The sequence below is a fragment of the Chitinispirillales bacterium genome (assembly GCA_031254455.1).
Classification (GTDB): domain Bacteria; phylum Fibrobacterota; class Chitinivibrionia; order Chitinivibrionales; family Chitinivibrionaceae; genus WRFX01.
Genome location: JAIRUI010000053.1, coordinates 1 through 24,367, shown reverse-complemented (window position 1 = coordinate 24,367; position 24,367 = coordinate 1). Strand labels below are relative to the sequence as shown.

Below are 24,367 nucleotides of genomic sequence, written 5' to 3'. Positions count from 1 at the left end.
TGTAATATAATATATGCCGTAATTACGTAACAAGGAAATTTGCATTTTTTGAAAAAAATCAACTTATTAGCGGATTTTTTCAAAATGTTACGTAAAACATGGAAAAGTTACGGATTAATAGAAAGTTAACGTTATTAGATTATACTTAATTTTGTCTTGTCGCTTTTTATAGATCGGACGTAATACTACCGGCTAACTCTACTTATAATTTATTGACTTTTTGTAAAACTTATAGTATATTTATACATAACAAACAAATTAAAGTAGATGATAATTATATCGACGAATCCGTTTTGACTATACTCGGTAAAAAATCCGATAACGTAAAAGTTACATTGAAAAAATTAAGGGAATATATGAGGAAATATAAATGTCAAATTCCGTAACTTTACTTACGAACGAAATAGAATCAAGAATTTTTACAATTCGCGACTTACAGGTTATGCTTGATAGAGATTTAGCGGAGTTGTACGGTGTGGAAACACGAATAATAAACCAAGCCGTTAAGCGAAACATTGAAAGATTTCCTTCATCGTTTATGTTTCAATTAAATTATAGCGAGTTTGCCGATTGGAAATCACAAATTGTGATTTCCAACGAAGACAAGATGGGATTGAGGCGACCGCCTTTTGCATTTACAGAACAAGGCGTTTCTATGCTTTCCGCAGTTCTTCACAGCTCTACCGCCATCACAGTAAGCGTTAGAATAATGGAAACTTTCGTAACTATGCGAAAACTGATTTCCAAAAATATCGGGCTTATTCAAAGAATTGAAAGCGTCGAACAAAAACAAATAGAAACAGATCATAAAATAGACAAAATATTTGACGCCTTAGAAAACAGAGAACTTATTCCAAAATGTGGAATATTCTTTGACGGACAAATTTTTGACGCTTATCTTTTGGCGAATAAAATTATCAAATCCGCAAAGATGTCTATTATTTTGATAGATAATTATATCGACGAATCCGTTTTGACTATACTCGGTAAAAAATCCGATAACGTAAAAGTTACATTGCTGACAAAAGATATATCAAAACAATTGGAATTAGACGTCGAGAAATTTAACGAGCAATATCCGTTTATCGAAGCAAAAATATTTAATCTTTGCCATGACAGATTTTTAATTATTGACGGTAAGGATATTTATCTTTTAGGAGCAAGTTTGAAAGACTTGGGGAAAAAATGGTTCGCTTTTTCAAAAATGGAATTAGACGGATTCGATTTGATTGAAAAAATTAAGGGAATATAAACGAACAAAATTTATAAAGTCATCTTTATTTATGACATTCTTGTAAAAACGTAGTATATTACATATGGACTTGGGAGGTTCAATGACAATTCATGAGCGAAATATCTTTTTGAGTAAAGAATATGAAGAAGCCGTGCGTTACATGAATAACGCATTAGAATCGGCGCGATATATAATCGAAAAAATTAAATGAAAACTAACGATTTTTTTTACGAACTTCCAAACGATTTAATAGCAAAACGACCGCTTGAAAAACGCGACGACGCGAAATTGATGTGTATAAACAGAAAATCCGAAGAAATTTATCACAAAAAGTTTTACGAAATTGTCGATTTTTTACAAAAAGACGATATTTTGGTTTTCAACGACACAAAAGTTTTACAATGCCGACTGTTTGCAATAAAGCAGGACACGAAAGCGAAAGTAGAATTTCTATTCGTTAAGATCTTCGACAATTTTTCGGCGCAGATAATTGCAAAACCCGCCAAACGCCTCAAAACAGGCTGCAAATTATTCTTAGAAAAGAATGAAAATGTAATCTTTGAAATAATTGAAAACGCAGAGGACGGCGCAAAAATAGTAAGATTTACAGAAAATATTTTTGAAATTCTTGACGAATACGGCGAAATTCCTCTCCCGCCTTATATGAACAGAAGAGCCGACAATCAAGATAATTCCGATTATCAAACGATTTACGCAAAAGAACTAGGCGCTCTCGCCGCACCTACCGCCGGACTTCATTTCACCGAAGAACTTTTGGAAAATATTCGCAAAAAGGGTGTAAAGTTGCATTTTTTAACGTTAAAAGTCGGAATCGGAACGTTTCGTCCTGTAAAAACGGACAATCCTTTGGAACATAATATGCATTCCGAAGAATATTTTATTGCACAAGATACAGCCGACACGCTCAATGACGCGCTTTTACATAAAAATCGAATTATCGCCGTAGGAACGACGGTTGTTCGCGCACTTGAAAGCGCGTTTGACGGGAAAAAAATAAAAAGCGGACATAATTCTACGAAGATTATGATATTGTCTCCGTATAAATTCGGCGTAATTTCAGGTTTAATTACCAATTTTCATCTTCCGCAATCCACGCTTATTATGCTTGTTTCGGCGTTTTACGACAGAGAAAAGGTTTTGAACGCATACCAAATCGCCGTTTCGCGGAATTACAGATTTTTCAGTTACGGCGACGCTATGTTTCTGGAATGAAAACGAAAAATCTTTGAATCGTTAAAATATATAAAATAATTTCAACTATCGTAAAATATTTTCCAGATTCATTCGTCTATTATAGTAGAGGAGGATAAATCTATGAGAGATTTTATTAAATTCAAGTTTGCAGGCGTTTTGGCAATGCTTGTTATGTGCGCGGCGTTCGGCGCGGCGGTAATGCTTTTGTGGAACGCGCTTATGCCGAAGATTTTTGTATCGCCGCAGATTAATTATCCGCAAGCGGTAGGACTGCTTATACTTGTTCGGCTTCTTTTTGGAGGTATTGGCGGCGGGCAAAGCTATGCTATCCATCAGATAGGCAAGCATGGCAATAAGTTACGGGAAAGATGGATAAACATGAACGAAGACGAACGTATGGAATTCATCAAAAAAGAAAAGGATTTTTTTAGATTCCGCGAAAAATTTTCGGGCTTTCACGGTTATTCAAACGATGAAAGGGAAACGAAACAATCCACAACAGACAACGAAAAAAGAAACAAACAAATAAACGGTGAAAAAGTGGAGAGCGGAAATGAATAATACTGTCGTATCGGTAAAAAACCTTGTTAAACGCTATAAAAACGCCGACAAAGCGGCAGTAAACGACATAAGTTTTTCTGTGGGAAAAGGAGAGTTCTTTGCTTTTTTGGGCGCAAACGGCGCAGGAAAAACGACAACGATTTCAATCCTGACCACCACGCTGTCGAAAACTTCGGGAGAAGTTAAGATTGCAGGCTTCGACATAGAAAAACAGGCGCGCAACGTTCGAGAAAAGGTGGGAATTATTTTTCAGCAGCCAAGCCTTGACCCGCAATTGTCGGCGGAACAGAATATTCGCTTTCATGCATGTCTGTATGGAATGTATGGGTATCGTCCGGCTTTTAAGTCGATGCCTGCGGAATATAGAAAAAGATTGACCGACCTTGCCGAAATAGTGGGAATACAGGACGTTCTGTTTAAGCCGATAAAAAAACTTTCGGGTGGAATGCAGAGAAAATTAGAAATTATAAGAAGTCTTATACATACTCCGGACGTGCTTTTTCTGGACGAGCCTACACAAGGACTTGACGCGGTGAGCCGCCGTTCGTTGTGGGAATACATAAACGATACCCGCAAACGCTACGGAACGACAGTGTTTTTGACAACGCATTATATAGACGAAGCGGAAAATGTAGATACGGTATGCTTGATAAACAAGGGGCGGATTTCGGCTTGCTGCTCGCCGTCGCAATTAAAAAACAGGTTGCTTAAGCGCGAATTATATTTGGATGCCGACGACAGAACGGCATTGACAGCCGAACTTACGGCTCTGGGATTGCCGTTTACGGCGAACGGGCAAATAATTGTTCAATGTGTAAAGTCGGCGCAGGAGATAATTTCTTCGCTTACTACGAAACTTACGGTTTTGAAGACGCACGAACCGTCGCTTGAAGACGCCTACGTTGAGTTTTTGACTAATTCCAAGGAGGCTGCCGCATGAGTGAAGTTATTTTGGCGGGAAACGCAACGCGGATATTTCGTGAACTGAACACAATAGTTACCGTTACGGCGAGAGAGATTACGATATTCTTTAAATCTGTGGGTTCCATAGTGATGAGTCTTATGTATCCTGTTATATTAATGGGGATGATAGGCGGTAATCTTATGCAAAACATGGCGGGCGGACTTGATTTCAGGTTCGGAAGTTTTATGCTGGTTGGAATGTTGGTTAATATGCTTTTTATGGTTACGACAACCGGTATGGCATCGCTTGTGGACGACCGTGAAACTAATTTTAATCAAGAGATGCTTGTAGCGCCGGTTTCTCGTTATTCCCTTATCATAGGAAAGATTTTGGGTTCAGCGTTTGCGGCAATATTAAGTATGAGCGGTACATTGCTCGTCGGATTTTGCATGGGCATAACGTTACCTTTGGAAAAGTTAGCGCTTATTCTTGTACTGTCTCCGCTTATATGTCTTTGCGGCGGAGCGATGTCGATGCTTGTAATCGGGCTTGTAAAAAGCAAGAGAACGGCTAATTTCGCCGTTATGCTTATAACTATGCCGCAGATGTTTTTGTCGGGAGCGGTTATACCGATTAATAATTCGTCGGGGGCGCTTTTGATTTTGAACAGACTTATGCCGATGACATACTGCATAGACCTTGTGCGGGCGGTGGTTTACAGAGGAAGTCCTGAGTATTACAGTGTGGTAATGTTTAATCCGATGGTAAATTTTGCCGCGATACTTTTGTTGACGGTCGTTTGTCTTATGCTCGGCACGTATTTCTTTGCCCAAAGTGAAAAAAACAGGTAAGATAAGTGTCTAAGAAAACCGCGGCGCAAGTTTTTTCGGATACAAAAGAGCGGCTTTTGAACTTCATTCGTCGGCGTGTCGATAGTTTTGAAGATGCGCAGGACATCTTGTTGGAGGTGTTTTTCAATTTTATGCAGGCAGACGACGAGGTCAATCCGATAGACAATGCCGCGGCTTGGCTGTATCGAGCCGCAAGCAACAAAATAATCGACCGACAAAGAAAAAAGAAAGAAGTATCGTTTCCTGTATATTACAGCGAAGACGATGAATACATTTTTGAAGAGATCGCGGATTTTATCTATGGTGAAGAAGCAACCCCCGAGACTGAAATGCTTCGCGCCGTGATTCTTGAAGAGATACAGGCGGCTATCGCCGAACTGCCAAAGGAACAACGTGAAGTTTTTGAATTGACCGAATTACTGGATTTTTCCGTAAAAGAGGTTTCACAGGAAACTAAGACTCCGATTAATACTGTTCTTTCGCGCAAGCATTACGCTATAAAGTTTTTGCGAAAAAGATTAGAAGAATTGTATAACGACGTTATGGATTTTTAGGACGATCTACCGGTCAGATTATTCATAAAAAATCCGCTTACCAAAACAAAATACTCCGGCAGACGCTCTTTACTTCCCCATTTTAGCTCGCACTTTAATAACTGTAACGATGTTTTAGCTACGTCAAAACCTAAAGACTCAAGCGACGGACGAATTTTATCGGGATATAAACACGGCTTTTTGGAAATACGCATACATTTTTCCCGCTTGCAAAACCGACAACTTCCGGCAAAAAAAGCGCGGCTGTTCGGATACCGCCGCTCAAGAGCAAGTAATTTATTATCCAAATCACGCCTTACTTCCCCGATAATTCTATATGAAACATTTTTGCATCGCTCTAATTCCGCACACTCGTTAATAAGCGCATCGCTTAAAGTTATTTTTGTTCCAATTATGCGCACGCTTTTGTAATTCCTCAAATACACGTCCACATCAAAATCAAAAGGCGGACACGCCCAGCAAGCGCCGTAACGATTACATTGTTTGCAATATTCTATAAAAGCGTCAGGGGTGTGATAATTTAGGATATATTTATCGACATCGATTTCCGCCGTAATGCCGCTCAGCGAATATTCCATAGTTAACACTCTATTCCTTTACGCGCCTTAACGCCTTGCGTATAATAATGCTTCACTTCTTTCATCTCGGTTACCAAGTCCGCAATTTCTAATATTTCGGGACAAGCGTAGCGTCCGGTAATGATTATTTCAAGCGTTTCGGGTTTGTTTTTCAATATGGATATGAGTTGTGTCGAAGTAAAAAGATTATAGTAAACGGCTATATTCGCTTCGTCCAATATAACCATATCGTATTCGTTAGATAATATAATTTTTGATATTTCTTTTAATCCCTTAACGGCAATATCAACATCGGCTTGCGTCGGAACGTGTGTTATAAAGAAGTCCAATCCGTATTGCTTAATCGTTACGGCAGGCAGGAAGTTACGAGCTGCAAATATTTCGCAGTATTCACGCCCCTTGACAAATTGCGCTATAAACACCTTCATACCAGCTCCAACGGCGCGCAACGCCGCCCCTAAAGCCGCAGTCGTTTTGCCTTTTCCGTTACCGGTATATACCTGAATATAGCCGTTCATTCATTGCTTTATGACAGGCTGCGACCGTAACTGCGGAAAACGGCGCGTACTTAATTCAAACAATCCGAACAATATCGCACTGTAAACCAAATCGCCAAAAACCGTATTGCCGAAAAACGGTATTCCCGCCGCAAAACATGTTAACAATCCGCCTAAATCTTTTGGATACATAGTTCCCGAAAACCAAACGCCGAAATTTGATACGATAAAAAATATTACCGAAGCCCCCAAAGCCGAAACAATAATGTTCGGCGTACGCACTTTTTTAAGTGTAAACACACCAAACACTACTATGAGCGCAAAAGCTGCGTAAGTAAAAAACGAACCTGCGTAAAACCAGACAAAACCGTCAAAATACCGCCCGTAAACGACATTGTTCAACGCCAAATCGCTTATCCACATAGATATAATTGGAATGATGAACGCCCAGCGATGTTTTGTGAAATAAGCCGCCCCAAAAAGAGCCATGCCGCCGATTGGCGCAAAGTTATGCGGATGCGGTATAATCCTGCTTATAGCCGCCAAAAAAATCATCAACGTAATCACGCCGAAACGCAGGTTTAATTTTTGTAAAGATGACATAGTTCTACCTCAAAACATTGTTGCAAAACGTCTTATGACGCTTTGCGTCCAATCAGGTTTTCCGGTTTGGGCTTTACCGTCGCAAAAACGCAACCGCTCTTGATTTTAACAAGATTCTCCCGAAAGGATTACGTAAATATAATAAATCCCTTTACGCCATGTCAAGAAATACTAAAACGGGAACTTATATAAGAAACATGTTCAAGATTAGTTAAACATAAAAACATATGTGAAATACTATTTCTAATGCGGCTAATGGCGGTAAACTTTAGAACCGCCTTATAATACTAAGCGAATACTCAAGATAACGGTATAACGCCGGATCGCGAAGTTGCGTATGGTTTAATCCGCCTGTCACAAAAAGGCATAAACCGACAAATACGCTTATCGAAAGCGCGACATATACTACCTTCAAACGTACATTTTCGGACAGTGCGCTTTTTGTGTCGCTTGTCCAATAATAAGCGCAAAATAGAGACGGTAAAATTATAAAAGCGGCAAAATCCAAAACATATCTTACAGAATATCCGTTCAATTGAGTAAACGAACTGACGGCGATTATGCTTGCGGCAATGATTAAAAACGCCGATAACATATTAAATTCCTTAATTTTGTTTTTGAAAAGATAAAACAAACAAAATACTATCGGAAAATTGATTATTCCGGAGTACGCTTCGCCGGGCAACAGAAATCCCAGTATGGTATCGCCGGAAGTTCGCGGGAACGTTTCGACGTAAGGGAAAATCAACGAATATTGATTTGTGCCGAAAATATTGATTATAAAAGACACAAGCCATCTGAAAAATAAACCTATCGGATTTAATAAACCGGTTGCCGTCAGGTTAGTATTGGTTAAGCAATATTTTTGCCCGAATTGAAAAATAGAGTCAAAACGCGCATAATTATACATACACAACGGAATTGCGACCATCATATACGGAATCATAATAAACGCAAACAATTTCCACGATTTGTATCTCCACAAAACAACCGGAACAAGAAGCGATACGAAAACTAAATTCGGACGACAGCCGACAACCAGCGCAAGACACAGACATGCAAAAAACAATTTGAAATATTTTATTTTTTCGCCGTCAACCGATTTAAGCAATAACAAGATTCCGGCTGTGATAAACATAAACCCCGCCGCCTGAACTATTGAATAAAAACGCGGAAAATTCAAAACCGAAAATAATCCGCTCGCAAAAAACAGCGTTAAAAACGAAATCAAGTAAAAAGAAAATTTAGAATCCGGCATGTATTTTTTTACGCAAAACCGCCAAAGCATCGCCAATAAAATAATAGCCGCGGCTGAAAACAGAAATATTCCCGCATGATTTGACAAATAATTTCCTGTAATCATTTTGTACGGAACATAAAGAATCGCTGCAGGAACAGGACCGTTATATGAATAATATTTTCCTTTATACCACTCCCAATCCCACATCCAATCGACATTCACTTGTAAATTAGCGGCTCGCCATTGATTATTGTATATATCCTCCGCTTCAAGCAATTTCTTCGGATCGCCGTAATCAAGCCATGTTCTTCCTTTTAGAAACGCATCGACCAAATATTTGTTGTACTTCTGATGGGGAGGATGCCCTAATGCCGATTTTGTAAATGTCGTGGTATAAAGACATATCCATGAAAAGATTATCAACAAAACGACAAAAAACGCATAAATCAAATTTTGTTTTAAATCGGAAGGATTAAACTTGAGACTAAATAAATAATAAGCCGTTTTTACGCGAAGATTTTTGTTTATTAACATAAAAGCCGCAAACAGTAAAAACGAAAAGACGAGAAGCCGAAGACCGCTGAAATAAAACGGTATCTGTTTATTTATAGCGATTTGTGCGATACTGACGGATCCGTTGAACGCTATCGAAAGCCGCGATACATTTCCAAGAGACTGAAACGGCGTATAATTATCATACGGCAAACCTTTGTAAAATATTTTCTTAAATTCATGGGAACCTTCTTTGTCCGACCATTTGACTGTTATTTGCGCCATATCCGAATTAATGTAATTCAAATCGGTATATAAAGAAGTAATTTTTCTGTCAAGGTTTTTAAACGTTACCTCAAACGCTCTGTCCGTATTTGATATTTCAGCCAAAGTTTTGTCGGAAGTTCGCCAAACATTTGGATTATCTTTCGCAACATCCATAGTGTAAAGTTCCGGACCGGCAAAAAATTTCAAATAATATTGAAAATTGAAAAACGTCGCTTCGGCGGCAAGCGCGACAACCGCCGCAACGCAAAATGCCCGAAAAACATCCGATCGCTTAAAAACGTCCAAACCTAAAAATTTGCCGAGAATAACAAATCCTCCGCATATCGCAAAAATAACAACGACCGCAGCCGCTACGCTATTAAAACTTGCAATAAATTTTATAATCTCAAAATGTTCCACAATTTCTCCCATAGATTTTTTTCTTCTGTATCATTTTCTCTGTTTCTTTTAATTTAATTATTCGAGAGTTTTCACTAAAAGATAGATAGTAATGCATCCCTGTATTTTTCAAACACTGTATGGTTTTGAAAATTTACACAAATTTTGGTACAGTCTCTTTTACATTCTCCTTTTTTCTCTCATAATTACGGCTCATATTTGAGTACTCTAATCGTCCCGGTAAACGTCGATGACGAGGAGCCATTGTTCGTTAAAATTATATCAAATGCACCCAATCCTTTAGTCACGCAACCAGGATTAACAATGTTCCAACCATTTCCACCACCAGATGTTATACTTGCAGTATATATTGCAGTATTGCTCCAAAAAGCATCTGTATCGGTTCTGTTTACTCGTCCAATGAATGTGCCGCCTGAACCGCCGTTATGGTGCGTTATTGCTGCACCTGATATTGTTATGACTCTTGAATCTAATAACATACCTACTCCTTTGATAAATATTAAATAAGACAATTATATACAATTTACACAAAACGATACATTTTCAGCCGAATATTTCCTGTTATTTTCCTCTATCATTTCATTGACAACATCGCCGCCCATAAATGTAAATTTGTCGTCATAGAAACAAGCGATTGTAATGCGTTGGAGCTTGAAATACTTCCGACAGTCAGCATTCCTTTACGTATTAAAAGTTGAGCCGCCGAATTAAGCAAAATACTTGAGAAAATTAATAAAAGATTCATTTTTTCTCCTATTTCCTAAAATAAATAATGATATAAAACGTTACAATCCACCCTATAATACAACACTGTATAAACCTGTCACGCAGTAAAATTTTTGTCGGATTTCCACTTTTTAAATCCACCGTTGTCACCTGCAAATAGCGAATTATTCCCATCAAAACAAAAATCGCGGTAAAGTAAAGATATTGACAGCCAAAACGCTCAATCACATTAGGCGAAAGCGTATACATTATATAAGCCACCATGGTAATCGCGGCAATTATTGATATTACCTGATTCATAAATTCCAAATTATAACGGCTGGTGTTTTCGCGATGATGAACTCCCGTGTTTTTATATAAAACCACATCGTCGCGCCGTTTGGCAAACGCAATAAAAAGCGACAGCAGAAACGTCATTATTATAATCCAGTCCGACGCTCCGATTTCGCTTGCAACTGAGCCGACCAAAACTCTCAACACAAAACCGACCGAAATAATCACCACGTCAATAATGGCATATTGTTTTAATTTCAAACTATAGACGATATTCATTAAACAATAAAACAGAATAAACAATACTGTCTTTTCACAAAATATAAAAGAAATAAACATAGACAACAAAAAACAAAAAACCATTACCGCATAAGCCGTTTTCTTTGAAATTTGTCCAGAAGCAACAGGTCTTTTACATTTTGATGGATGTGATTTATCGGTTTCGATATCGTAAATATCATTAAAACAATAAACGGAACTCGCCGCAAAAGAAAATGCAAAAAAAGCAAATATACATAGCGGTAATATGGAAATATTCAGCAATTGTCCGCCGAAGAATACAGGTAAAAAGATGAATAAGTTTTTTGTCCAGTGTTCTATACGCAGAAGTTTTATTATATTCATTATCAATCTTCTCCTTCATACCCAAAACGTCCAAACTTAATGTTCGCTTATATACACAATCCTATGTTTGCAGCCTAACTTTCCACGGATACCGGCAATTCGTATCCGTGTTTTTTAAGCAACGCAGTCATCTTTGCCGCTTTCAAATCTTCCCGAACCATTTCGGCGCACATATCTTGAACGGTAATTACCGGCGTCCAACCTAATTTTTCTTTCGCTTTGGACGGATCTCCCAAAAGCGTTTCCACTTCGGCCGGCCTGAAATATTTTCGGTCAACGCGAACAATGACATCGCCTGATTTAAGCGCCGGAGCGTTATTACCGGATATTTTTTCAATAATTCCTATTTCGTCCGCGCCTTCGTTTTCAAATCTGATGTTAATGCCGAGTTCTTTTGCAGACCAGTCGATAAATTGACGAACAGAATACTGAACACCCGTCGCTATAACAAAATCTTCCGGTTTTTCTTGTTGAAGCATAAGCCACTGCATGCGGACGTAATCTTTGGCGTGTCCCCAGTCCCGCAGAGAATTCAAATTTCCCATATATAAACATTTTTCCAAACCTTGCGCAATATTGGCAAGCCCCCGAGTGATTTTTCTGGTGACGAACGTTTCACCCCGACGCGGCGATTCGTGATTGAATAAAATTCCGTTGCAGGCGTACATACCGTAACTTTCACGATAATTCACCGTAATCCAATAACCGTAAAGTTTTGCGACCGCATAAGGCGAACGCGGATAAAACGGCGTCGTTTCCTTTTGCGGAATTTCTTGCACTAAGCCAAAAAGTTCGGAAGTTGACGCTTGATAAAACCGCGTCTTTTTTTCGAGTCCAAGCAGGCGAATCGCTTCCAAAATCCGCAAAACGCCCAACGCATCCACATCGGCGGTATATTCCGGACTTTCAAAACTAACCGCCACGTGCGACTGCGCTCCCAAATTATAGACCTCGTCGGGTTGGGTTTGCTGAATAATGCGCGTCAAATTCGACGAATCGGATAAATCGCCGTAATGCAAAATAAATCTTTTATTTTCGCTGTGTAAATCCTCATAAATATGGTCTATACGTTGCGTGTTGAACGATGACGACCTTCTTTTTATTCCGTGTACCTCGTATCCCTTTTCAAGAAGAAATTCCGCAAGATAAGACCCGTCTTGTCCGGTAATCCCGGTAATTAACGCCACTTTTCCCGACATATTTTTTATTCCTTTCAATATTTTTATCGCTGAAAATAATAAGCTACAGTATAAATGCTATAGATTTTTTATTTCTTCGACAGGCAAGCCGGTAAGTTTGAAAATCTTTTATCCGCTTATCTGTATTTTCTATATTCACTATCTTGTACCGATGATAATAAACATTTTTCATCTCCGGACTTTCTTCAAATATTTCGTTAGCCAAATTAAGAGAATATACCGGCTGAGCAAGTATAAACTGACGTCCTGTTCTTGTCTTTGCAGCGAACATCGACGATAGCGTCCTTAAGGGCGGGTATTTGAGGAATAAGCTCGTTAGTATCGTATTCTATCCAATCTATTTGTTCGTTATCTTCAAATTTCAACAAAGAATTGAGTAAACTGATACACAAATTTTTGTGTTCGCCGAATATTTTCTTGAACAGTAAATCGTTTTTCGGGTCTAAATATTTTGGCATACTTTCTCCTTATTTTTTTAAAATATAATTTATTGTTGAGAGTGAAAAGTAAAATGTTTTTAAGTTTTTCGCAGTTTGCCGTTTTTTCGAGAAACATCTTGTTTAACCTTAATTCAGAGAATGCCGTTTAAAAAATATCTACATTTGAAAAAATTAAAAAAACAGAAAATCTACACAATTTGACTTTGCACAAAACATATTTTACCTTTGTCAAAAAAGTATTTCTCAAGAAAAAGGGTTGGCTTATTATGGACGGTTTTTCATTTTCATTCGACATTGCAAGAGTCTCCGCTCCAATCGGAGAATCAGGTTATGTAAACGGTTGGCTTGCGACTGGTATCGGAATGTTTGTGGTTATTTTTTGTTTGGTAATAATTGCATTCATAATCGCATTTCTCCCAAGAATCCTCATTGTATTGAACAGATATTTCCCCGACAATTCCGGGGAAGAAATTAAAAAACCGACAAGCGATAATTCCTCGCCTGTCGAAGCGGTCGCGGCGGTTGTCGCCGTCGCTTTTCACAATACACACAACAGCGGGAAATGAGGGCGAAAAATGGATATACTTTTTCAAAATATTTTCGGATTCTTGAAATCGACCGGCGTTTACGGTTTAACTTCCGGTCACCTTGTCATGATGACGATAGGTATAATTTTCATATATTTGGGCATTTCCAAAAATTATGAACCGCTTTTACTGGTTCCTATAGGTTTCGGTATAATCTTGGGAAATATTCCCATCACTCCCGGAATGCAGCTTGGCGTTTACGACACCGGAGTGGTTGCAAACGGAGCGAATCAGGCTTACGGCGACCAAAATATATTTCTTAACAACAACGCCAGCGTGTTTTCTTATTTTTATTACGCCGTAAGAAACGGGATATTTCCCCCGCTCATTTTCTTTGGAATCGGAGCGTTAACCGACTTCTCTACTATGCTTTCAAATCCGAAACTTATATTGTTGGGCGGAGCGGCGCAATTTGGAATATTCGCTACTTTAATCGGCGCTTTAGCTTTGGGATTCACTCCTCAAGAAGCGGGAAGCATCGGAATTATCGGCGGCGCCGACGGACCGACTTCAATATTTTTGTGTTCAAATCTCGCGCCTCATTTGATTGGTCCCGTCGCTATAGCGGCATATTCGTATATGGCGCTCGTTCCGGTAATTCAGCCGCCGGTAATGAGATTGCTCACGACAAAAAAAGAACGTTTAATAAGAATGAAACCTTCTCGTCCCGTATCCAAACGAGAAAGAATCATATTTCCCATTATCGTATTTCTGGTTTGCGCTATAATTGTTCCTGGTTCTCTTGTTTTGGTAGGGATGCTGATGTTTGGAAATCTGCTTAAAGAATCCGGAGTAACCGAAAGATTGGCGGAGACGGCGAGAAACGCAGTTTTGGATACTTGCACAGCGCTTCTTGGAATTTCTGTAGGCGCTTCTACGGCAGCTCACGTGTTTTTGAAACCGCAATCGGTTGAAATTTTTGCACTAGGCGCGTTTTCATTCATTTTCGCTACGGCTTCGGGAGTTATAGGCGCAAAATTAATGAATTTGTTTCTTAAAGACGGAGACAAAATAAATCCGTTAATTGGAGCGGCAGGCGTATCGGCGGTGCCGGATTCGGCGCGCGTCGTGCAACACGAAGGTCACAAAGAAGACAAAAACAATCACTTGCTGATGCACGCAATGGCTCCGAATGTTGCAGGAGTTATCGGTTCTGCGATTGCGGCTGGTTATTTATGGTCCATTTTGGCAATGTAAAAAAGGAGTTAATATATGGCTAAAAAAATCGGTTTTATGTGTACGGCGTTTCGCGACGGGTTACAATCCGTTTACGGCGCGAGAGTAAGAAGCGAAGATTATCTTGAAGCGATTACCGCCGCAGTTAATGCCGGAATTATTTATTTGGAAACGGCGGGCGGAGCGTTGTTCCAGTCGGCTTATTTTTATTGTCAAGAAGATGGATTTACTGCAATGGACACTATCCGCAAAGCGGCCGGTCCTGACGCAAACCTGCAAAGTTTATCGCGCGGAGTAAATGTCGTAGGATTGGAATCACAGCCGACAGATATAATAAATCTTCATGCAAAGCTTTTTAAGAAGCACGGAGTAACGACGATTCGCAATTTTGACGCGCTTAATGATTTGAACAACTTAATTCCGAGCGCAAAAGCGATTGTTGACGCAGGGCTTAAGCATCAGGTTACCGTAACTATGATGGGGTTGCCGCCGCACTGCCGCGGGAATGCACATAATGCGGAATTTTATGTAAAAGTCGTAAAAGATATTCTAAAAGCGGAAATTCCTTTTGACTCAATCGCTTTCAAAGACGCTTCCGGCACAACCGCTCCAAATATCGTATTTGATGTCGTAAAAGAAACAAAAAAACTGATTCCGTCAAGCGCCGCCATTCATTTTCATACACACGAAACCGCAGGATTGAGCGTTATAGCAAACAAAGCGGCGATAAAAGCGGGTGCGGATTTTATAGACTTGTCGCTTGCTCCAGTCAGCGGCGGAACAAGTTCTCCCGATATTTTGGTTATGTGGAACGCGTTGCACGGCGGCGATTACGAAATTGATATTGACCCGGATAGAGTCCGTAAAGTTGAAGAATGTCTTAAAGAATGTCTTAAAGAATACTTCCTTCCGCCCGAAGCGTTATCGGTGGAACCGCTTATTCCATGGTCGCCTATGCCCGGCGGGGCTTTGACGGCGAACACTCAAATGCTTCGCGACAACAATCTTATGAATAAATATCAGGAGATGATTGAAAATATGACGGAAGTGGTTGAAAAAGGCGGTTTTGGAACCAGCGTAACTCCTGTTTCGCAATTCTATGTTCAACAAGCGTTCAACAACACAATGTCGCAGCCATGGGAAAAAATCGCCGACGGTTACGGGAAAATGGTTTTGGGATATTTTGGAAAAACTCCGGTCGCTCCGGATCCTGAAATCGTAAAAATAGCTTCGGAAAAACTTAATTTGCAGCCTACGACAAAAACGGTTATAGAATTAAACGATTCGGATGAAAGCAAAGGCGTTGAAGCGGCGAGAAAAATTCTTGAGGCGGAAAATTTACCGATTACCGACGAAAATATATTCATCGTTTCAGCGTGTAAAGAAAAAGGCGTAGCGTTTCTGCAAGGAAAAGGCGAATTGGGTATTCGCAAAGGTTCCAAATCCGCTACGGCTTCCGGCAACGGTGAATACACCGTTACTCTAAACGGTAGAAAATACGCGGTTAAAATAGCGGGCGATAGAACCATTGTTGACGGTAAAGAGTATCAAACCGAGATTGTTTCTGGAATTGAAAAAGAACCCGTCGTACACATAGGAAAAGGTATGCCGATTAAATCGCCGATGCCAGGTAAAATCTTCAAAATGGCCGCTCAAAAGGGTGATGTTTTGTCTGCCGGCGACTGTTTGCTCATTGTAGAAATGATGAAAATGGAAAACGAGATTCTGGTTGAAACCGGCGGAACGGTTCAGGATATTTTCGTTAAAGTCGGAGACATGGTTCAAGAAGGCGATATTTTGGCGGAAATCGGTTAGTCGGTTTTAATGAATAAAACGATTGTCGCATTGTCGTCGGCTCAAGGAACGGGAGCGGTCGCAGTTATCCGAATGAGCGGCGGCAATGCGGTTGAGATTTTTTCAAAATCAATAAAAAATTACGAAAACTTTGATTTTAAACATTCGCATATAAAGCGATTCACACTTGCCGGTAAAAACAACGAAATAATTGACGACGTTATGGCGGCGGTATTTTTTGCACCGAAATCATTTACCGGCGAAAACGTAATAGAAATTTTTTGCCACGGCGGACAAATCACGGTTGAGCGGATAATCAAACGAATGATTGAACTTGGCGCTGTAGCGGCAGGTAAAGGCGATTTCACAAAACGAGCGTTTTTGAACGGTAAAATCGACTTGCATAAAGCGGAAGCTATAAACGCGGTAATTTCGGCGAAAGATTATTATTCTCACAAAAACGCAATGGCGCTATACAACGGAGAAGGACGCGAATTTTTTGATGAAATTAAAAACAAATTACAAAACATTCTTGTCGAAATCGAAAGCGAAATCGAATTTTGGGAAACCGACGATTTAAAACAAGAATCTGACAACCGCGAAAAAATTAAAGAAATTCTGACGGACGTTTCTCAAAAAATTTCAATCCAAAAAGAAAAATACACACAATTAAAAAAAATCAAAAACGGCATTCCGGTAGTACTTGTCGGTCGAACAAATGCCGGAAAAAGTTCGCTTTTTAATTGTCTGTTCAACGAAAATCGGGTAATTGTAAGTGAAAAAGCCGGAACTACAAGGGATATAATCACTGAAACGATTTCTTTTAACGACATTGTTATAAGATTATTTGATACCGCAGGATTTAGTAAAAGCGACGATGAAATTGAAAACGAGGGAATAAAAAGAACAAAAAAAGAAATTGAAAAAGCGCTTGCGGCGTTGTGGGTGATTAGTCCTGACGATTCTGAATTTAAAAATGACTATGAATTGATTAAAAATATACCTATCTTAATAGCGATTTTGAACAAAACCGATCTTTTACAAAATGATAAACAAATTGAATTTTTAAAAAAAAACAACATAGAATATTTAAAAATTTCGGCATTGCAAAATTTCGGCATTCAAAACGTCGTGTCGTCGTTAACATCGCAAATTGAAAAAAAACTCCCTGAGAAAAGCTACAACACTTTTTTAACAAGTCAAAGAGAGGCGGAGATTATTAAAAATATGCTTGAAATTATGAATTTTACAGACGTTTCGCAAAATATTGAAATAGTTGCGGAAAATATTCGCGAAACTCTTAAAACACTTAACGAAATTTACGGTTTTTTAGCGCCGGATGAAATAATCAACAAAATATTCGATTCTTTTTGCATAGGAAAATAAAGCGCGTAAAATCACAGTAAAATCGCCTATCTCTTAAAATTTTCAGCAGTTTTGTTTAGACAAATGATATTTTCCCCCTGAAACTTGTTAATTTAGCGAAATGGAGAATTACGTGGTTACAAGATTGCTCGTGGAAAAAAAACAAGAATTTGCAGTAAAATCAACAGCTCTTTTTGAAGAAATAAAAAATTATATTAAGATCAATACGTTAAAAGGCATACGTATAATAACTAGATATGACATAGAAGGTTTAAAAAAAGATGACATCGATAACGCTAAATCGACTGTTTTTTATGAACCGCCGACCGATATTATTTACGAAGAAGTTTATCCGATGGATGAAGATGAAACTCCTCTTGTTATAGAATATCTTCCGGGGCAGTACGACCAAAGAGCGGATTTTGCCGCGCAAGCCGTTCAACTGTTAACGCACGGAGAAATACCGACTGTCCGTTGCGCCGAAATTTATCTCTTAAAAGGAGAACTTACTACCAAAGAAATACATCAAATTAAAGAATATTTATTAAATCCTATTGATTCTCAAATAGCTCATCAAAGAAAACCAGCAACTCTCACGCCGAAAATAGAAGCCGTCGGAGATATTGAAATTATTGAAAATTTTATTCACAAAAAACCGGAAGAAATAGAAGAATTCAGAATTGAACGCGGACTTGCCATGAGTAAAGACGATTTGACGCTGATCCAAAATTATTTTAAAAATACAGAAGACAGAGATCCGACAATCACAGAAATAAAGGTTCTTGATACTTATTGGTCAGACCATTGCAGACATACGACATTCAAAACAAAATTTACTTCCGTCGCAGTAGGCGGCGGAACAGATGCAAAAAAATACGGAAGCACAATAAGAAACGTTTACAGGAACTATATTTCACTTCGAGAAGAAGTTCACGGCGATGACGTTAATGCAAATCCACAGTCGCTTATGGATGTGGCTACAATAGGATACAAATACCTTAAAAAAAATAATTTGGTAAAAAATGTAGAGGAATCCGACGAAGTTAATGCGTGTTCCATTGAAGTCGAGGCGGAATTTGAAGACGGTCATAAAGAGCCATGGCTTATTATGTTCAAAAACGAAACTCACAATCATCCTACAGAGGTAGAACCTTTCGGCGGAGCGGCTACATGCCTTGGCGGTTGCATACGAGATCCTCTTTCAGGACGTTCTTTCGTCTATCAAGCGATGCGAATAACCGGTGCGGCCGACCCGAGGAAATCGATAGAGGAAACAATAAAAGGGAAACTTCCTCAACGCAAAATTACGCTTGAAGCGGCTCGCGGATATTCGTCATACGGAAATCAAATAGGACTTGCAACAGGATTTGTTAATGAAATATATCACGAAAATTACGTAGCTAAACGTTTAGAAATCGGGGCGGTTATCGCGGCGGCTCCAAAAGAAAACGTTTACAGAGGAAAACCGGAAATTAAAGATATTATAGTATTAATAGGCGGAAAAACCGGACGAGACGGATGCGGCGGCGCAACTGGTTCGTCCAAACCTCATACGGAAAAATCAATTGAAACGTCCGGCGCAGAAGTTCAAAAAGGAAACGCGCCGACAGAAAGAAAAATTCAACGTTTATTCAGAAATCCAAATTTCTCGCGAATTATAAAGTCTTGCAACGATTTCGGAGCCGGCGGTGCGGCGGTCGCAATAGGAGAAATGGCTCCGGGACTTACTATTGACCTGGATGCAATTCCAAGAAAATACGAGGGGCTCGACGGAACGGAATTGGCGATATCGGAATCGCAAGAAAGGATGGCGATATGTATAAATCCGTCCGATTTTGAAGAAGTTGTCCGTTTTGCAAACGAAGAAAATTTAACCGCCGTAAAAGTAGCCGTAATTACAGGCAAACCGCGCCTTAAAATGACTTACAGAGATAATACAATATTAAATATCAGCCGCGAATTCATTGACACGAATGGCGTTCACCAAGAAGTCGAAGCCTCATCAATATCTCCTAAAATCGAAACCAGACGAGACGGAGGATTTTGGACTCCTTTCAATATTGTTTTGGATTCTATCCCCGTAAAAGACAGAATACTTTCAACCTTTGAAAATTTGAATGTTTGTTCTCAACGCGGATTAATAGAGCATTTTGATTCTACTGTCGGAGCCGCAAGCATACTTCATCCATTCGGTGGAAAAACAATGTCAACTCCGGCGCAGGTTATGGCGGCAAAACTTCCTGTTTTGAACGGAGAAGTAAAAACCGCTACGATTATGAGCTACGGATTTGATCCGGATGTTTCCACTTGGTCGCCTTTTCACGGAGCCGCATTCGCTATTATTGACGCGCTTGCCAAAATTGTAGCCGCCGGCGGTGATTATACCGAAGCCAAATTAACTTTTCAAGAGTACTACGAAAAAATGATGAAAGACCCTATAAAATGGGGGAAACCGCTTGCCGCACTGCTAGGAGCTTTACTTATTCAACTGGAATTAAAAATTCCCGCTATAGGTGGAAAGGATTCAATGAGCGGAACATTTGGAGAAATAAGCGTTCCGCCGACATTTGTAGCATTCGCTGTTGCGCCGGTCTTGGCGGAAAATGTCATATCGCCCGAGCTCAAAGCTATCGGAAATGAAATTTATCTTTTACGTCTGCCTGATAAATCCGGAATGGTAGCGGAGAAAGTCGCCTACGACAGTTTACCTGATTTTGATAAACTTCGAAATTATTATTCCAAAATTACGGAATTAATAAAGAAAAAAGTTGTGGTCTCGGCTCATACGGTTGGAAAAGGCGGAACAATTACTGCACTTTGTAAAATGGCTTTCGGCAACCAAATAGGAGTAGAAATTACCGCCGCTTATGATGAACTTGATTGGTTTGCAAGCAATTACGGAGAAATTATTTTGGAATGCGTTAAAGAACCGGACGGTTTAAACGATGCGGTTTATCTTGGAAAAACGATTGAAGAACCGAACATTATCATGACCGATGAAAAATGGCGCACGGTTAATATCTCACTTAAAGAAATTAAAGATTCATGGGAAAAACCGCTTGAATCGGTGTTCAGAACAAACGCAAAAGAACCGTCTTACGCTCCTACCGTCTATAGTGATTTTAAACCAAAATCCGTAAAATCAAGTATGCCGGACGCTTCGCCGAGAGTTTATATACCTGTTTTTCCCGGAACAAACTGCGAATATGACTCCGTAAGACAATTCACAATTGCAGGCGCCATGCCGACAACACAAATTATCAATAACTTGACACAGGAAAATATTGTAAAATCGGTGGAACAATCCGTAAAATACATTAAAAATTCGCAAATAATAATGATACCGGGCGGTTTTTCCGCTTGTGACGAACCCGACGGTTCTGGAAAATTCATCGCAAGCTATTTTAGAAATCCCGCAATCGTCGATGCAGTTATGGAACTGATAAATAATCGTGACGGACTTATTTTGGGCATTTGCAATGGGTTTCAGGCATTGATAAAATTGGGACTTTTGCCTTACGGCGAAATCCGTCCGTTTGAAGAAGACTCCCCTACTCTTACTTATAACTATATTGACAGGCACGTATCACAAATGGTTAACACACGAATATCATCCGTACTTTCTCCCTGGTTTGCCGGAGTTTCTGTAGGCGATATTCATACTATCGCGGTTTCACACGGCGAAGGAAGATTCACCGCTAATGAAAAATGGTTAAAAACGCTTCAAGAAAACGGACAAATCGCAACCCAATATGTTGACCCTGAAACAAACGAAGCGACAAATAAAATTCCTTTCAACCCTAACGGTTCCGTATGGGCTATTGAGGGAATTACATCGCCTAACGGAAAAATCTTGGGAAAAATGGGACACAGCGAAAGAATAGGAAAATATGTCGGCATAAATATTCACGGTAATAAAAACCAAAAAATATTTGAAAGCGGAGTGAGGTATTTCAAATGAAAAAAATCACAGCGATTATGATATGTTTTTTTCTTTTTATTCCGTCTTTCGCCAAACGCAAAAGTAAAGAAATTCGTTGTGAAGCGCGTTTTAATTCGGGTATTGAAACATTTAACAATAAAAAGTATTCCAGAACAATAAATCTGCTTTCCATAGTTAAAAACGAGTGTGGCGCCCAATTGGATTCTCCCGATTCATTGTATTACCTTTTGGGAAATTCTTATATGAAATGCAAGAAATACGAAGACGCGCGTACGGAATTTAGAACGATAATAGAAGATTATCCGCATTCTGAGTTTATTGAAGATGCATATTACGCCATCGCATACTGCAGTTTCAAATCTGCGCCGATTATCCAGCGTGATAACAGGCTTTTATTGAGAGCGGAACGAGAGTTTTCATCGTTCGTTTCAGCATATCCAAAAAGCGAATTGAGCGACAGCGCCAGAATTTATTTAGACACAATTTCAGAAAAACTGTTGGAAAAAGAAATTTTGAACGCCGAATATTATGAAATTACAAACAAATACGAATCGGCTGTAATTTATTATCAATCAATTATAGAAGATTATCGTCAAAGCAACCGTTTACCTGAAATGCAGCTTAAACTTGCTAAAAATTTAGTTGCAGCGAACAGATTAGCCGAGGCGTTAGACCAGATTGAGATACTTGAAAGGGACAATTTATTCAAAAACGACACGGAATCTTTACGAAAGAAAATAATATCCAAAGATAAAACCGGAGTCAAGTGACATGCGGAGATATTCCAAAATAGGAATACTCGGAGGAAGTTTTAACCCTATTCATACAGGACATACCGCTATTGCGCAAATGGCTGTCGAAGAATTAAATTTAGATTTGGTTTTGTTTATTCCCGCATACGTAAATCCACTGAAAGAAATTTCTCACGATGTCACCGACAAACAGAGATGCTTCATGATAAAGGAAGCGATAACCGACAACAATTCATTTGAATTGTGGGAAAAAGAATTGAAAATACCGACTCCTTCATACACAATAAACACCGTCGAGAGACTCTCTGTTGAATTTTCGGCTGACGAATGGTATTTCTGCATAGGAAGCGACAATTTACCGCAATTCGTTCAATGGCACAGATGGTCGGAACTAATACAAAAAGTTAAACTTGCAGTTTGCGAAAGACCAAATTTTTCAATTGAAATCCCATTTATAATACCACATGAAAGAGTAGTATTTTTTGAAGGTCCAAATTGGGGAATAAGTTCCACTCAAATAAGAAAACGGCTAAAACAAAACAAATCCTGCCGATATTTGCTTGATAAAAATGTATGTAGATTCATCAAAGAAAACAATTTATACGAGGCAAAAAACTAAGTGAATAAAAAAATCATATCTCCGTCCATTTTATCGGCGGATTTCAAAAATCTTGAAGATGATATTAAAAAAGTCCTCAACGCAGGAGCGGATTGGATTCATTGTGACGTAATGGACGGAATTTTCGTGCCGAATATTAGTTTCGGGACAATGATTGTGTCTGCGGCATCGGAAATAGTCAAGAATTTTAACATGCAAAACAGTAAAAATGTTCCTGTAGATACGCATTTGATGATAAACGAACCTATTCGTTATATAGAACGTTTTGCAGAAGCAAAAAGCGATTACATAACAATTCATGCCGATGCCTGCAAAGACCTTAACCAAACGATAGAAAAAATAAAATCATTCAATAAAAAAGTTGGTATATGCGTTAACCCAGACAAGCCGATTTCACTTTTCACCAACTATTTACATAAAATTGATTTGGTTCTCATAATGTCGGTTTATGCGGGATTCGGAGGACAAAAATTTATCATTGAGACTATGCGCAAAGTTCAAGATTTAGTTGAAATACGCAAAAATAAAAATTTTGATTTTATTATAGAAATAGACGGCGGAGTAAATGAAGAAACCGCAAAAATTTGTTGGAGCAACGGAGCGGACGCTCTTGTCGCAGGAAGTTATATTTTCGGAGAAAATAAAAATTATCGTGAGCTGATTGAAAAAATCAGATAATTTCCTTTTTTACTTCATCTATCATTTCCAAAATCGCGTTTTGCCATCTTTCTGTAAAAGATTTTTTATCCATCAAAGGCGACTTTATCATATTTTCACGTAAATTCTTCTTGATTTCCGTAAGTCTTTCAGGGTTTCCTGCCAAATCTGCGGCTATTTTCACAAAATCCTCTTCGTCTTTTGCAATCAATTCGTCAAGACCTACTGCGTTCAATAAACTTGCGCTTACTCGTGAAACATGTCTGTCGCCCAAAATCGTTATAACGGGAACTCCCATATAAAGCGAATCACAAGTTGTCGTCGTCCCGTTATAAGGAAACGAATCAAGCGCAATATCTATCTTGTTGTACTGCTCTAAATGTTCGCCTTGGTTTAAACTATATTCTAAAATCGTTATTCTGTCGGCGCAAAGCCCGTTTTCAGCAAATCTTGAGAGTGTAATCGCTTTAGTTTCCGGATCATTAAACTTTCTGTCTTTTATTACCAGTTTAGAATCAGGAACGGAAAGAGTTACTTTACACCAAAGTTCAATCGTTTTTTTAGTCATTTTAGATAAATTATTGAACGAACCGAAAACAATCGGACGATTTTGCAAATTTTTAAGCGAAAAGTTTGACAACTGTTTTCCAAAAACCGAATAACATAGAAAACATTCATCCATTTTGAATAATTTTTCACTATGATAATTTTGCGCATCGTCAGGCTCGCAAACATTGTCGGTAATTCTGTAATCAATGCTTTTTAATCCTGTAGTATTAGGATAACCGCAGTAATT

General features: G+C 38.9%; 24 protein-coding genes. 14 read left to right on the top strand and 10 right to left on the bottom strand.

The annotated features are described in order from the left end of the window. The first annotated feature begins 370 nt into the window (after nucleotides 1-370). The 6 genes from LBH98_03940 to LBH98_03915 all read left to right on the top strand — a co-directional run bounded on the left by LBH98_03940 (nucleotide 371) and on the right by LBH98_03915 (nucleotide 5,319). Complete coding sequence (locus LBH98_03940; GenBank protein MDR0303909.1) at nucleotides 371-1,252, top strand: ORF6N domain-containing protein; 882 nt, start codon at nucleotides 371-373, stop codon at nucleotides 1,250-1,252. A gap of 189 nt (nucleotides 1,253-1,441) precedes the next feature. Then, complete coding sequence (queA, locus tag LBH98_03935; GenBank protein ID MDR0303908.1) at nucleotides 1,442-2,467, top strand: tRNA preQ1(34) S-adenosylmethionine ribosyltransferase-isomerase QueA; 1,026 nt, start codon at nucleotides 1,442-1,444, stop codon at nucleotides 2,465-2,467. A 102-nt stretch (nucleotides 2,468-2,569) separates the two neighbouring features. After that, nucleotides 2,570-3,010, top strand: coding sequence for a hypothetical protein (locus LBH98_03930; protein ID MDR0303907.1), 441 nt, complete (start codon nucleotides 2,570-2,572; stop codon nucleotides 3,008-3,010). Then, a complete protein-coding gene (locus tag LBH98_03925) occupies nucleotides 3,003-3,950 on the top strand; it encodes an ABC transporter ATP-binding protein (protein MDR0303906.1) in 948 nt (315 codons plus the stop codon). Before LBH98_03930 ends, LBH98_03925 begins: the two co-directional genes overlap by 8 nt. Beyond that, on the top strand, nucleotides 3,947-4,765 hold the full coding sequence (locus LBH98_03920; GenBank protein MDR0303905.1) for an ABC transporter permease: 819 nt from the start codon (nucleotides 3,947-3,949) through the stop codon (nucleotides 4,763-4,765). Before LBH98_03925 ends, LBH98_03920 begins: the two co-directional genes overlap by 4 nt. 5 nt (nucleotides 4,766-4,770) lie before the next feature. Further along, on the top strand, nucleotides 4,771-5,319 hold the full coding sequence (locus LBH98_03915) for a sigma-70 family RNA polymerase sigma factor (protein ID MDR0303904.1): 549 nt from the start codon (nucleotides 4,771-4,773) through the stop codon (nucleotides 5,317-5,319). Here the strand turns inward: LBH98_03915 and LBH98_03910 are convergent. From LBH98_03910 to LBH98_03870, 9 genes are all read right to left on the bottom strand, one after another. Next, nucleotides 5,316-5,897, bottom strand: a complete 582-nt coding sequence (locus tag LBH98_03910) for a DUF2284 domain-containing protein (protein ID MDR0303903.1) — start codon at nucleotides 5,895-5,897, stop codon at nucleotides 5,316-5,318. The genes LBH98_03915 and LBH98_03910 overlap by 4 nt on opposite strands. Nucleotides 5,898-5,899: 2 nt before the next feature. Next, nucleotides 5,900-6,415 carry a cob(I)yrinic acid a,c-diamide adenosyltransferase gene (locus LBH98_03905; protein ID MDR0303902.1) on the bottom strand — a complete coding sequence of 172 codons (516 nt, stop codon included), beginning with the start codon at nucleotides 6,413-6,415 and terminating at the stop codon, nucleotides 5,900-5,902. Beyond that, nucleotides 6,416-6,997: a hypothetical protein gene (locus LBH98_03900; protein ID MDR0303901.1), complete on the bottom strand. Its 582-nt coding sequence runs from the start codon at nucleotides 6,995-6,997 to the stop codon at nucleotides 6,416-6,418. Nucleotides 6,998-7,265: 268 nt separating this feature from the next. Beyond that, nucleotides 7,266-9,416, bottom strand: a complete 2,151-nt coding sequence (locus LBH98_03895; GenBank protein MDR0303900.1) for a hypothetical protein — start codon at nucleotides 9,414-9,416, stop codon at nucleotides 7,266-7,268. A 185-nt stretch (nucleotides 9,417-9,601) separates the two neighbouring features. After that, nucleotides 9,602-9,895: a hypothetical protein gene (locus LBH98_03890; GenBank protein ID MDR0303899.1), complete on the bottom strand. Its 294-nt coding sequence runs from the start codon at nucleotides 9,893-9,895 to the stop codon at nucleotides 9,602-9,604. Between the two features lie 95 nt (nucleotides 9,896-9,990). After that, entirely contained in the window at nucleotides 9,991-10,161 is a 171-nt protein-coding gene (locus LBH98_03885) for a hypothetical protein (protein ID MDR0303898.1), read from the bottom strand. A gap of 8 nt (nucleotides 10,162-10,169) precedes the next feature. After that, nucleotides 10,170-11,039: a decaprenyl-phosphate phosphoribosyltransferase gene (locus LBH98_03880; protein MDR0303897.1), complete on the bottom strand. Its 870-nt coding sequence runs from the start codon at nucleotides 11,037-11,039 to the stop codon at nucleotides 10,170-10,172. 74 nt (nucleotides 11,040-11,113) lie between these two features. Next, on the bottom strand, nucleotides 11,114-12,238 hold the full coding sequence (gene gmd / locus LBH98_03875) for a GDP-mannose 4,6-dehydratase (protein MDR0303896.1): 1,125 nt from the start codon (nucleotides 12,236-12,238) through the stop codon (nucleotides 11,114-11,116). 206 nt (nucleotides 12,239-12,444) lie between these two features. Next, a complete protein-coding gene (locus LBH98_03870; GenBank protein MDR0303895.1) occupies nucleotides 12,445-12,696 on the bottom strand; it encodes an Rpn family recombination-promoting nuclease/putative transposase in 252 nt (83 codons plus the stop codon). 248 nt (nucleotides 12,697-12,944) lie between these two features. On the opposite strand from LBH98_03870, the gene LBH98_03865 reads away from it, so the two are divergent. The 8 genes from LBH98_03865 to rpe all read left to right on the top strand — a co-directional run bounded on the left by LBH98_03865 (nucleotide 12,945) and on the right by rpe (nucleotide 23,592). Next, nucleotides 12,945-13,244 carry an OadG family protein gene (locus LBH98_03865; protein MDR0303894.1) on the top strand — a complete coding sequence of 100 codons (300 nt, stop codon included), beginning with the start codon at nucleotides 12,945-12,947 and terminating at the stop codon, nucleotides 13,242-13,244. Nucleotides 13,245-13,253: 9 nt separating this feature from the next. Then, complete coding sequence (locus LBH98_03860; protein ID MDR0303893.1) at nucleotides 13,254-14,462, top strand: sodium ion-translocating decarboxylase subunit beta; 1,209 nt, start codon at nucleotides 13,254-13,256, stop codon at nucleotides 14,460-14,462. 15 nt (nucleotides 14,463-14,477) lie between these two features. Next, nucleotides 14,478-16,256 (top strand): hypothetical protein, encoded by a 1,779-nt coding sequence (locus LBH98_03855; GenBank protein MDR0303892.1) that lies wholly within the window; start codon nucleotides 14,478-14,480, stop codon nucleotides 16,254-16,256. 9 nt (nucleotides 16,257-16,265) lie between these two features. Beyond that, nucleotides 16,266-17,621, top strand: a complete 1,356-nt coding sequence (gene mnmE / locus LBH98_03850) for a tRNA uridine-5-carboxymethylaminomethyl(34) synthesis GTPase MnmE (protein ID MDR0303891.1) — start codon at nucleotides 16,266-16,268, stop codon at nucleotides 17,619-17,621. A 112-nt stretch (nucleotides 17,622-17,733) separates the two neighbouring features. Further along, nucleotides 17,734-21,561, top strand: coding sequence for a phosphoribosylformylglycinamidine synthase (locus tag LBH98_03845; protein ID MDR0303890.1), 3,828 nt, complete (start codon nucleotides 17,734-17,736; stop codon nucleotides 21,559-21,561). Continuing rightward, nucleotides 21,558-22,313 (top strand): outer membrane protein assembly factor BamD, encoded by a 756-nt coding sequence (bamD, locus tag LBH98_03840; protein ID MDR0303889.1) that lies wholly within the window; start codon nucleotides 21,558-21,560, stop codon nucleotides 22,311-22,313. The genes LBH98_03845 and bamD overlap by 4 nt, the downstream gene beginning before the upstream one ends. A gap of 1 nt (nucleotide 22,314) precedes the next feature. Then, complete coding sequence (nadD, locus tag LBH98_03835) at nucleotides 22,315-22,914, top strand: nicotinate (nicotinamide) nucleotide adenylyltransferase (GenBank protein ID MDR0303888.1); 600 nt, start codon at nucleotides 22,315-22,317, stop codon at nucleotides 22,912-22,914. After that, nucleotides 22,915-23,592 (top strand): ribulose-phosphate 3-epimerase, encoded by a 678-nt coding sequence (gene rpe / locus LBH98_03830; GenBank protein ID MDR0303887.1) that lies wholly within the window; start codon nucleotides 22,915-22,917, stop codon nucleotides 23,590-23,592. Here rpe and LBH98_03825 read toward each other — a convergent pair. Continuing rightward, nucleotides 23,585-24,367, bottom strand: a 783-nt coding sequence (locus tag LBH98_03825) for a hypothetical protein (protein MDR0303886.1), incomplete at its 5' end; no start/stop codon positions are given. The two genes, rpe and LBH98_03825, sit on opposite strands and share 8 nt — an antisense overlap.

Coding starts and splice junctions, on each gene's coding strand:
- LBH98_03940 (MDR0303909.1), top strand. CDS start 371: ATGTCAAATTCCGTAACTTTACTTACGAACGAAATAGAATCAAGAATT.
- queA (MDR0303908.1), top strand. CDS start 1,442: ATGAAAACTAACGATTTTTTTTACGAACTTCCAAACGATTTAATAGCA.
- LBH98_03930 (MDR0303907.1), top strand. CDS start 2,570: ATGAGAGATTTTATTAAATTCAAGTTTGCAGGCGTTTTGGCAATGCTT.
- LBH98_03925 (MDR0303906.1), top strand. CDS start 3,003: ATGAATAATACTGTCGTATCGGTAAAAAACCTTGTTAAACGCTATAAA.
- LBH98_03920 (MDR0303905.1), top strand. CDS start 3,947: ATGAGTGAAGTTATTTTGGCGGGAAACGCAACGCGGATATTTCGTGAA.
- LBH98_03910 (MDR0303903.1), bottom strand. CDS start 5,897: ATGGAATATTCGCTGAGCGGCATTACGGCGGAAATCGATGTCGATAAA.
- LBH98_03905 (MDR0303902.1), bottom strand. CDS start 6,415: ATGAACGGCTATATTCAGGTATATACCGGTAACGGAAAAGGCAAAACG.
- LBH98_03900 (MDR0303901.1), bottom strand. CDS start 6,997: ATGTCATCTTTACAAAAATTAAACCTGCGTTTCGGCGTGATTACGTTG.
- LBH98_03890 (MDR0303899.1), bottom strand. CDS start 9,895: ATGTTATTAGATTCAAGAGTCATAACAATATCAGGTGCAGCAATAACG.
- LBH98_03885 (MDR0303898.1), bottom strand. CDS start 10,161: ATGAATCTTTTATTAATTTTCTCAAGTATTTTGCTTAATTCGGCGGCT.
- LBH98_03880 (MDR0303897.1), bottom strand. CDS start 11,039: ATGAATATAATAAAACTTCTGCGTATAGAACACTGGACAAAAAACTTA.
- gmd (MDR0303896.1), bottom strand. CDS start 12,238: ATGTCGGGAAAAGTGGCGTTAATTACCGGGATTACCGGACAAGACGGG.
- LBH98_03870 (MDR0303895.1), bottom strand. CDS start 12,696: ATGCCAAAATATTTAGACCCGAAAAACGATTTACTGTTCAAGAAAATA.
- LBH98_03865 (MDR0303894.1), top strand. CDS start 12,945: ATGGACGGTTTTTCATTTTCATTCGACATTGCAAGAGTCTCCGCTCCA.
- LBH98_03860 (MDR0303893.1), top strand. CDS start 13,254: ATGGATATACTTTTTCAAAATATTTTCGGATTCTTGAAATCGACCGGC.
- LBH98_03855 (MDR0303892.1), top strand. CDS start 14,478: ATGGCTAAAAAAATCGGTTTTATGTGTACGGCGTTTCGCGACGGGTTA.
- mnmE (MDR0303891.1), top strand. CDS start 16,266: ATGAATAAAACGATTGTCGCATTGTCGTCGGCTCAAGGAACGGGAGCG.
- bamD (MDR0303889.1), top strand. CDS start 21,558: ATGAAAAAAATCACAGCGATTATGATATGTTTTTTTCTTTTTATTCCG.
- nadD (MDR0303888.1), top strand. CDS start 22,315: ATGCGGAGATATTCCAAAATAGGAATACTCGGAGGAAGTTTTAACCCT.